Source organism: Arthrobacter sp. HMWF013, assembly GCF_003061105.1.
GTDB lineage: Bacteria > Actinomycetota > Actinomycetes > Actinomycetales > Micrococcaceae > Arthrobacter.
In genome coordinates this window covers 6,241-14,921 of the sequence record NZ_QAIQ01000330.1, presented here as the reverse complement: position 1 = coordinate 14,921, position 8,681 = coordinate 6,241, and the positions used below count along the sequence as shown (strand labels likewise).

12 protein-coding genes and 1 pseudogene are annotated in these 8,681 nt (G+C 64.2%); 8 read left to right on the top strand and 5 right to left on the bottom strand.

The genetic code is table 11. The features are described 5' to 3' along the window. Together DBR22_RS24510 and DBR22_RS12490 are read right to left on the bottom strand one after the other, a co-directional pair. Positions 1 to 1,558: pseudogene (locus DBR22_RS24510) on the bottom strand (PHP domain-containing protein); the annotation flags it as partial. Further along, positions 1,555 to 1,875, bottom strand: coding sequence for a DUF6504 family protein (locus tag DBR22_RS12490; RefSeq protein ID WP_108599283.1), 321 nt, complete (start codon positions 1,873 to 1,875; stop codon positions 1,555 to 1,557). The gene DBR22_RS12490 and the pseudogene DBR22_RS24510, both read right to left, overlap by 4 nt. 142 nt (positions 1,876 to 2,017) lie before the next feature. Here DBR22_RS12490 and DBR22_RS12485 point away from each other — a divergent pair, with 142 nt between their 5' ends. Continuing rightward, positions 2,018 to 2,407 carry a hypothetical protein gene (locus DBR22_RS12485; RefSeq protein WP_108599282.1) on the top strand — a complete coding sequence of 130 codons (390 nt, stop codon included), beginning with the start codon at positions 2,018 to 2,020 and terminating at the stop codon, positions 2,405 to 2,407. 48 nt (positions 2,408 to 2,455) lie between these two features. Here the strand turns inward: DBR22_RS12485 and DBR22_RS12480 are convergent, their stop codons facing one another. Further along, positions 2,456 to 2,776 (bottom strand): chorismate mutase, encoded by a 321-nt coding sequence (locus DBR22_RS12480; protein ID WP_108599287.1) that lies wholly within the window; start codon positions 2,774 to 2,776, stop codon positions 2,456 to 2,458. Between the two features lie 19 nt (positions 2,777 to 2,795). Here DBR22_RS12480 and DBR22_RS12475 point away from each other — a divergent pair, with 19 nt between their 5' ends. Continuing rightward, positions 2,796 to 3,218, top strand: a complete 423-nt coding sequence (locus DBR22_RS12475; protein WP_108599281.1) for a VOC family protein — start codon at positions 2,796 to 2,798, stop codon at positions 3,216 to 3,218. 13 nt (positions 3,219 to 3,231) lie between these two features. On the opposite strand, the gene DBR22_RS12470 is transcribed toward DBR22_RS12475, so the two are convergent. Further along, positions 3,232 to 3,981 carry an SOS response-associated peptidase gene (locus DBR22_RS12470; protein ID WP_108599280.1) on the bottom strand — a complete coding sequence of 250 codons (750 nt, stop codon included), beginning with the start codon at positions 3,979 to 3,981 and terminating at the stop codon, positions 3,232 to 3,234. Positions 3,982 to 4,100: 119 nt separating this feature from the next. Between DBR22_RS12470 and DBR22_RS12465 the strand changes: the two genes are divergently transcribed. The 3 genes from DBR22_RS12465 (at position 4,101) to DBR22_RS12455 (ending at position 6,166) form a co-directional block, all read left to right on the top strand. Then, the gene (locus tag DBR22_RS12465) at positions 4,101 to 4,358 is read left to right on the top strand and encodes a mycoredoxin (protein ID WP_108599279.1); all 258 of its coding nucleotides are present in this window, start codon (positions 4,101 to 4,103) and stop codon (positions 4,356 to 4,358) included. Between the two features lie 84 nt (positions 4,359 to 4,442). Next, entirely contained in the window at positions 4,443 to 5,528 is a 1,086-nt protein-coding gene (locus DBR22_RS12460) for an S-(hydroxymethyl)mycothiol dehydrogenase (RefSeq protein ID WP_108599278.1), read from the top strand. Then, on the top strand, positions 5,525 to 6,166 hold the full coding sequence (locus DBR22_RS12455; protein ID WP_108599277.1) for an MBL fold metallo-hydrolase: 642 nt from the start codon (positions 5,525 to 5,527) through the stop codon (positions 6,164 to 6,166). Before DBR22_RS12460 ends, DBR22_RS12455 begins: the two co-directional genes overlap by 4 nt. A 25-nt stretch (positions 6,167 to 6,191) precedes the next feature. On the opposite strand, the gene DBR22_RS12450 is transcribed toward DBR22_RS12455, so the two are convergent. Next, the gene (locus DBR22_RS12450) at positions 6,192 to 6,959 is read right to left on the bottom strand and encodes a lipoate--protein ligase family protein (protein ID WP_108599276.1); all 768 of its coding nucleotides are present in this window, start codon (positions 6,957 to 6,959) and stop codon (positions 6,192 to 6,194) included. A gap of 16 nt (positions 6,960 to 6,975) precedes the next feature. Here DBR22_RS12450 and DBR22_RS12445 point away from each other — a divergent pair, with 16 nt between their 5' ends. The 3 genes from DBR22_RS12445 to DBR22_RS24505 form a co-directional block, all read left to right on the top strand. Continuing rightward, positions 6,976 to 7,365: a DUF2177 family protein gene (locus DBR22_RS12445; RefSeq protein WP_108599275.1), complete on the top strand. Its 390-nt coding sequence runs from the start codon at positions 6,976 to 6,978 to the stop codon at positions 7,363 to 7,365. A 123-nt stretch (positions 7,366 to 7,488) separates the two neighbouring features. Beyond that, on the top strand, positions 7,489 to 8,193 hold the full coding sequence (locus DBR22_RS12440; protein WP_108599286.1) for an endonuclease/exonuclease/phosphatase family protein: 705 nt from the start codon (positions 7,489 to 7,491) through the stop codon (positions 8,191 to 8,193). Between the two features lie 25 nt (positions 8,194 to 8,218). Next, on the top strand, positions 8,219 to 8,681 hold a 463-nt coding region (locus DBR22_RS24505; RefSeq protein WP_258229175.1), incomplete at its 3' end, for a SulP family inorganic anion transporter.

Here is an 8,681-nt window from a genome sequence, read left to right as displayed (position 1 = left end):
GCTCTACCCTGCCGGCGAACTCCCGGAGCTCAGGCTTCTCCGCCAGGGCTTCGCGGAACTTCCGGGCTGAAAACCGCCACAGCTGCTTTGCGATCTCCCCGACATCGCCCTCGTCCATACCCAACGCCATCCCGGCGTCACGCACCGCACCGCGGGCGCGATACCCGTTCTGCATGCTCATCAGGGTGACACGCTCGGCGCCGAACCGGTCAAAAATCCTGCGGTAGACGTTGTGCCGCTCAGCGCTTTCGACATCGATATCAATGTCCGGCAAGGTGGCCCGGTCCCTTGACAGGAACCTCTCAAAAATCAGATCGTGCTGCAGGGGGTTAACGTGGCTGACCTCGATCAGGTAATTGACCAGGCTGGAGGCACCTGACCCCCGGGCGGCAGCCCTGACCCCCATGTCCTGGATCATCCGGGAGACTTCGGCCACGGTGAGGAAGTAGGAGGAGAACCCGAGGTTCAGGATGATGCCAAGCTCGTGGTCCAGGCGTTGGCGCATGTCCAGCAAGGCAGAGCCGGTGATACCAGGGAAACGCCGGCCGATTCCTGCTTCGCAACGCTGCACCAGTTCCAGGTGCGGGTCCTGGCTGATTCCAATGACGGACGCCTCGGGGACCACCGGCTGCTTCCATCCCATGTCCGTTACCGGATCAATCCGGCAGAAATCGGCGAGCGCCTCAGTCTGGGCCATCAGTTGCTTAAGGTCAGCTGTGCCATACCCGGCGGCATGGATGATTTCCTTGCCCAGCTGAAGCATCTGCCCTGCCGATTTCAGCCAGCCCTGCCCATTGGGCTGAAGGAGCGGTTCAGCCGCAAGTTCCGGCAGGGACTTGAGCGTCCGGGCTGAATCGAGCACGTCCGCTGTGGCTGCGCCGTCCTCGGCGCAGTAACGCACTGCATTGGTCAGCACAGCAGGGACGTGGTGTTCTTCCGCGAGTTTCAGCATGCGCACTGCATGGGAGGTGCTCAGGGGCGCTCCGGGGGCACTGAGCTGGGAGACGACCTCGGCAACCAGGGTTCCGGCAGGCATGGCCTCGACCCACCGCTTGAAAAGGGTGCGGGGCAGCAGGTACCTCCTGCCGCCCATGGCCCGGCCGACGTCGGAATCCGGGCCGATCAGGACGGTCAGCACCGGCTTCAGGGTTTTCGGGTCAAGCGTGCGTGAGGCGAGTTCAGCGCGGGTGACGGCCACCGGCACAGCTCCCCCGGCTTTGCCTGAGGTACGGGCATGGGCATCTGAGACTAACCGGCACAACGCCCGGTAGCCTGCCCCGTTGTTGTTGCCCCGGGCCAGGACCACCACGCGGCCGGCGAGTTGGGTACGGTGATCGCCGTCGTCGTCGAAGACCGCAAGGTCCACCCCCACCACGGGATCAATGCCCGCTGCCATACAGGCCTTGAGATGTTTGACGGTGCCATAAAGGCCGTCACGGTCAGTGCAGGCAAGGGCCGTAGCGCCGTCAGCGGCGGCAACCTGGGCGAGTTCGTCGGGCCAGGATACGCCGTAGTGCGCGCTGAAGGCGGTGGAAACGTGGAGGTGCGTAAAGGTCATGCTGTTTTGGGCTGGAGTGCGTCGTGGATCCGCAGGAGCCTCCAGCGGCCACTGCCGATGTGCCGTGTGAGGTCAAGGGTGAGCAGCTCGGCGGCATCCCGTTGAACTGCCTGGACCTGGACCCGCCAGATCTCGTGGTCAACCAGCCCTGGCCCGCTGCCAAGAGGTGCGCGGCTTTCTTCGGCCCACCATTGACGGCGCTCGTACCACCGCGAAGGTTCGGCGCACACCAGGTACTGCCTTCCGGCCCAGGAGAGTTCCAGTGGCTGTCCGTCCGGAGTGCAGCGGACGTCCACAGACTCGCTGAACATACCCATGGGTGCCTCCCGGAGCCGGCTGATACAGACGTTCGCAGTGATTTGTTCGAATATGTATTCGAATAAATCAAGTCTACGCCGGTGCCCCGGCAAAACCTAGACGGGGGTGGACGGACGGCCGGCAGGAGGGCAGGATTGTGCCATGAGCTCCCATGACGCACTCCTCAAGCACGTAAGCATCGAAGCCCAGGACACCACGCTCGTGGCCAACTTTGATATCGACGGCAACATACCGGGGGCTGGTGCGTACGTAGTGGGACTGGTGGCGTCCAGCCCTGACCATTCCTCGCAAAGACGGCTGGGTATTGAATTCCTGAACGGGGAGGCAATCGCCTTCTACTCGTTCTGCCATGACCAGACCACCGAGGAAAACTATGACCTTTCCGGAGTGACCCACTCAGGCAACACCATCACGGGAAACTTCCCCATGGCAGCCATTCAAGGGCTTGGCAAAGGGCACTTCATGACGGCGTTCAGCGAAGCCGACGGCCGCGATTTCCAAGGGGGCTTCCCGGTCGAGGAAGCACTGTAAGTCGAGGAAGCACTGTAAGTGGAAGCACTGCAGAAGTGCTTCGGAGACTCAGCTGGTTTCTTTGTGGACCTTGAGCTCGAGTTCAATAAAGCCTGAAATCATGGCCCGGTACGTGGACTCCACGATGTCCGGATCGATGTCCTTCTTCTCGGCGGCGTTCCGTACATGCTCAATCACCCGCTCCACCCGGCCAGGAGCACGGACTTCAGCGTCGTCCCCCTTTAAAGTGCCGGCAATCCGGATCAGCCGTTCACGCCGCGCGATCAGGGTTACGATCTGGTCGTCCACCTCGTCCACCGCAATGCGCACGGCAGCGAGCTGTTCCTTGTCGGCCAAAGCGTCCCGTTCGTTTCCTTGTATTGTCGCCATGATCTGACAGTATCGAAGCATGCAGCCCAGAGTCGACTTCATCTCACTAGGTGTTCGCAGCGTTGAGGCTTCCCGCCGGTTCTATGCGGAAGGCCTTGGCTGGCCCATCCACCGCGAGATTCCCGGAGACGTGGTGTTTATCCAGGTCAACCGGGGCCTGATACTTTCCCTGTGGGACGCCCGGCAGATGCAGGCCGAGGCAGGGGTCAGCGCCCCCGGCCCGGTCCCGTGCATCACGCTGAGCCATAATCTTGCCGGCACGGAGGAAGTGGACCAGGTCCTTGCTGAGGCTGCGGCGGCGGGGGCAACCATGGTTGCCGGGCCGATCACCCAGCCCTGGGGAGGCTACAGCGGTTATTTCGCCGATCCGGACGGCTTCCGGTGGGAAGTTGCGTACAACCCCACGTGGGCAGTGAACGACGACGGCGAAGTCACCGTTTAGCGCTTCCCGCGCCTTAGAAGAGTGCCTCCACCGGGTGGATGAGTTCCGGGGAATTGTTGCGGACGTTTCCCACCTCCCGGCCAACGGAATCCACGTGCCAGTCCGCTGCCACCTCTTTCACCCGCGCGCGGACCAGGTCCACGAGGAAGGCGGCGTCCTCGATCTGCGGGTCGATCCAGGACTCCATCGTGGCGCGGTCCATAGGCAGCGGTACACGGTCGTGCAGGGCAGTGAGTTTGCCGAACACGGTGGACTCGGCACCCGGCGGCGGAGTGTCCGCCGTCAGGATGGACGTGGAAAGCAGCCACCGTCCGGGATCGCCCTCGGCCTTGGACGGATCCTTCCACCACTCGTACAGGCCGGCGAACACCAGGCCGCTCCCCTTGCCCGGGTGGACGTAGTAGGGCTGTTTGGCTTTGCCGGTGCCCTGCTTCCACTCGTAATAGCCGTCAGCCGGAACGGCGCAGCGGCGGGACTGGATGGCCTTGCGGAACGCCGGCTTCTCCAGCACCGTCTCGCTCCTGGCGTTGATCATCTTGGCGCCAATGCCGGGATCCTTGGCCCAGGACGGAACCAGGCCCCACCGGGCCACATGCAGCTGCCGCACGGTAGCGTCATCCTTCAGGCGCTCCAGCACGATGGGAACATCGTCCGTGGGTGCCACATTCCAGGACGGCGGCAGCTCCACGTCCTCTTCCAGCTGCGCGTCGAACTCCGCCAGCAGATCCCCCACGGCACGTGCCATCACATAGCGTCCACACATGGCTTCAGCATGCCATCACTGCAGGGCACTGTCATCCGGCGCCACCCGCACCGGGGAATACCCTGCTGCGGGTTACCGTTGAAAGGAACGAACCCCCTCAACGAATTCAGGAGAGCTCCGTGGACTTTACCCCCGAGAACGGCACCATCACCATGTTTTCCACCACCTGGTGCGGTTACTGCAACCGTCTGAAGAAGCAGCTGGACGCGCAGGGCATCGGCTACACGGAGATCAATATCGAAGAGGTGGAGGGCACAGCCGAGCTCGTAGAGCAGCTTAATGGCGGCAACCAGACCGTCCCCACCGTGCTCTTCCCGGACGGCACAGCCGCCACCAACCCCTCCTTGGCGGAGGTCAAGAGCCGCCTCGCGGCCTAGCTCTCCCCGGCACATGTGGTAGACAGAACGGGACCAACATCCGTGTTGGTCCCGTTCTGTCTATCTGCATTAAGGGAGCCTTCCGTGGTCCATAAAGTCAAAGGTGTTGTAGCCCGTTCCAAGGGCGCCCCGGTCACTCTGGAGACCATCCTGGTCCCGGATCCCGGCCCGGGTGAGGCCCTCGTTGACATCATCACGTCAGGCGTCTGCCACACAGACCTGCACTACAAGCTCGGTGGCATCAGCGATGACTTCCCCTTCCTCCTCGGTCATGAGGCCACCGGCGTGGTCAGTGCCGTCGGCCCTGACGTCACGAACGTCGCCCCGGGTGACCGGGTGGTGCTGAACTGGCGGGCTGTCTGCGGGAACTGCCGGGCATGCAACCGCGGTCAGGCCCAGTACTGCTTCAACACACACAACGCCACCCAGAAAATGACGCTCGAGGACGGCACCGAACTCTCAGCCGCCCTCGGGATCGGAGCCTTCACCGAGAAGACGCTCGTGGCCGCCGGCCAGTGCACCAAAGTGGATGCCGACGCCGATGCTGCCGCGATCGGGCTGCTCGGCTGCGGCGTGATGGCCGGGCTGGGTGCCGCCATCAACACCGGCGGGGTCAAGCGCGGCGATTCGGTGGCCGTCATCGGCTGCGGCGGCGTGGGCGTGGCTGCCATCGCAGGTGCCGCGCTCGCGGGCGCGACCACCATCATCGCGGTGGACATCGACGCGAAAAAGCTGGAACGCGCCACAGAACTCGGCGCCACCCACACGGTTGACTCCTCCACGAACGACCCCGTGGAGAAAATACGCGAACTCACCGGCGGCTTCGGCGCCGACGTGGTGATTGACGCCGTCGGACGCCCCGAAACGTATAAGCAGGCCTTCTACGCCCGCGACCTCGCCGGCACAGTGGTCCTGGTGGGCGTCCCCACCCCTGAGATGACGCTGGAGCTGCCGCTGCTGGACGTGTTCGGCCGCGGCGGGTCGCTGAAGTCCTCCTGGTACGGCGACTGCCTGCCGTCCAGGGATTTCCCCATGCTGATCAGCCTCTACAAACAGGGCAAGCTGGATCTGGATGCGTTCGTCACCGAGCGGATCACCCTCGACCAGGTGGAGGAAGCCTTCAACAAAATGCACTCGGGTTCGGTCCTGCGCTCGGTGGTGGAACTGTGAGCCTCCGGATCGACCGTCTGGTCACCTCCGGGACATTCTCGCTCGACGGCGGCACCTGGGACGTGGACAACAACGTCTGGATCGTGGGCAACGACGAGGAATGCGTAGTTATCGATCCGGCACACGACGCCAAGGCCGTCGCTGCTGCAGTGGGCGGCCGGACGCTGAAGGCCATCCTGCTGACCCACGGCCACGACGACCACATCCGGTCAGTGGGCGACTTCCGGGACCTCATCCAGGCCCCGGTCCACATCCACCAGGCTGACTGGATGCTCTGGCGCAGCGTGTATCCCGAGGTGGATCCCGACGTCGATATCAGCCACGGAGACCTGTTCGAGGTGGCCGGTGCAAGACTGAAGGCCCTGCACACCCCCGGGCACTCGCCGGGTTCGGTGTCCTTCCACCTGGCGGACGGGCCCGACGGCGAAGGCACCGTCTTCAGCGGTGACACCCTGTTCCAGGGCGGTCCGGGAGCGACGGGCAGGTCCTACAGCGACTTCCCCACGATCATCGATTCAATCCGGACCTGGCTGCTGCCCCTTCCGGCCGGGACCGTGGTCCGCACCGGCCATGGGGACACCACCACGATCGGCGCGGAAGCTCCGCACCTCGAGGAATGGATCGCCCGGGGCCACTGACAGCCCCGCACGCCAACGGCGCGGGCTACGCTTCCTCTCCGGTGACCCCGGCATAGCTGCTGAATCCGGCATCCCTGAGGGAAACGTGGCCCGCGTACGCAGCGATCACAGCGTCCTGGACATCCTCGACCGTCAGGCCGGGGACCAGGTCGTTGGCCGCACCAGCCGTGGCCGGGTCCCAGTCCAGGCCCAGGGCTGCGTAGCTGTCCGTCAGCACCCTGCGGATGGGAGCGGAATTTTCCACCACAATCACTGAGCTGAAGAGCCAGCCACCGCTCACCACGCGCTGGGCCGTGCCAACAAGCTTGACCCGGTTCGCCGGGTCAGCGGAGTTGATGCCGTGCACACTGAACTCTCCAGGACAGTACTCCCCCGGGATTTCGCCCACAGCTGCCTGCACGCCGACGCTCCGCAGGGCCTGGGCCAGCAATTCGCCGAAGAAACCGAACCTGTTCTTGGAACCGGCAATGGCATCGGCATGGGGTTCGATGTGGTCCACCACAAGGGTGCCCTCGTGGTAGGCGGCAGCACGGCCGCCGGCCTTCCGTACCAGGGGCTCAAAACCGAGGTCCAGGCAGGCCCGGGCAGCGGCGTCGAAGCCCGGCAGGCGGGTGTCCCGTTGGCCGAAGGCGACGGTGGGTGCAGGCCGGTACAACCTCAGGGTGGGACCGATGCGGCCCGTTTTTGCCTGGGTCAGCAGTTCGAGTCCAAATTCCAGGTCACGTGCCGCTCCCAGCGACCGGTCCTGACGCACCACGGTGAGCGTGCGGGGTCCCGCCTGGCCCTCCAGCATCTTGCTAAGCTCCCTCATGGTCATACTGCAATTCCTTGTTGTCGCCGTTGCGTTCGCGGCCATTGACGCCGTCTGGCTCAAGTTGATGAACCCTTTCTACCGCAGCCACATCGGTGAGCTGCTGGCAGACAAGCCACATTTAGGGTACGCCGTGGCCTTCTATCTCATGTACATCGCGGGGATTGTCTTCTTTGCGCTGCGGCCGGCGCTCGACGGCGGCAGCTGGCTGACCGCCGTCGGCTATGGGGCGGCGCTGGGCGCTTTCGCCTACGGAACCTACGACCTCACGAACGCCGCCACCCTCAAGACCTGGCCGCTGCAGCTCATTGTGGTTGACATGCTGTGGGGCGCGGTGCTGACAGGCTTGTCCACGCTCGCGGGATGGCTGGTATTCCGCAGCAGCTGACCTCCGGCAGCACCTGGCATAAGGCACCTGACATACAGCGGAAGATTCCGCGCCGCGGCAGCCCACGTGGATAGACTCAGGAGCTGGTTCAACCTGCCAATCCCCGGGAGAGGTCATCCACTGATACGCGTTATTAGCTACAACCTCCGGAATCACCAGGCCAGCGGAGAGCTGGTGGACCTGGCCCAGGATTTCCGCGCAGATGCGCTGTGCCTGCAGGAATGCGATACCACCAGGCTTCCGGACACCGTGGGACCGCTGCATCTCGCCGATGCCACCAAGGGCAACCGGCTCGGCCTGGCCATCTATTACCGACGCGACCGCTTTACCGCTTATGAGACAAAGACCTTCGCGCTGAAGAAGTCCCTGCACGACATGGTGCTGGCACCGGCCCACGAGCGGCTGATCGGCATGCGGGTACGGGACAACGAGACTGACCACGAGCTGGTGATCTCCTCCTTCCATGCGTCTCCGCTGACAGCCACCAACTCGCTGCGGCGCAACCAGATCCACGCCGCCCACGCCGAACTGCTGGGCATGGGAACAGGCCTGATGACCCTGATGGTGGGCGATTTCAATTACCCGCTCTTCACCAGGAGCCTCACCGCGCACCTTAAGGATTCCGGGTATGAGCTGTCTCTCAGCAACCGCAGGACCTACACGCGGTACAAGGTCTTCAAGGGCCACTTCGACTTCGCCACATCACTGGGACTGGACATCGGGAACGTCGAAACCCTGCCGCGTGGCGCATCGGACCACCTGCCCATTCTGGTCACCGCGGAATACGGCCAGGAGTCCACGCCCGCTGGCGGCCAGCCCACTTCCTGACCACAACAACTCCCGGAGGCCCTGATTGCGCAGCGACTGGATCAGCAAGGCAATACCTGCCGTCGGGGCGGCGCGCAACTACAAGCGTTCCTGGCTGAAGTCTGATCTCACCGCCGGGGCCGCACTGAGCGCTGCCCTGATTCCCGCGGGCATGGCCTACGCCGAGGCATCCGGGCTCCCTGCCGTGACAGGCCTTTACGCCTCAGTGGTCCCCATGTTCTTCTACGCACTGTTCGGCCCCGCCCGGGTGGTCATAGTGGGACCCGATTCCTCGCTGGCTCCGATGATCGCGGCCGCCATCCTTCCGTTGGCCGGCCGGGACCCGGACCACGCCGTGGCCCTGGCCGGCATGCTGGCCATCCTGATCGGCGCCTTCCTCCTGGCCGGGCGGATCCTCCGGCTGGGGTTCGTCACGGGCCTGCTGTCCAAACCGATCCGGATCGGCTACCTCAACGGCATTGCCCTGACCGTGATGGTGAGCCAGCTGC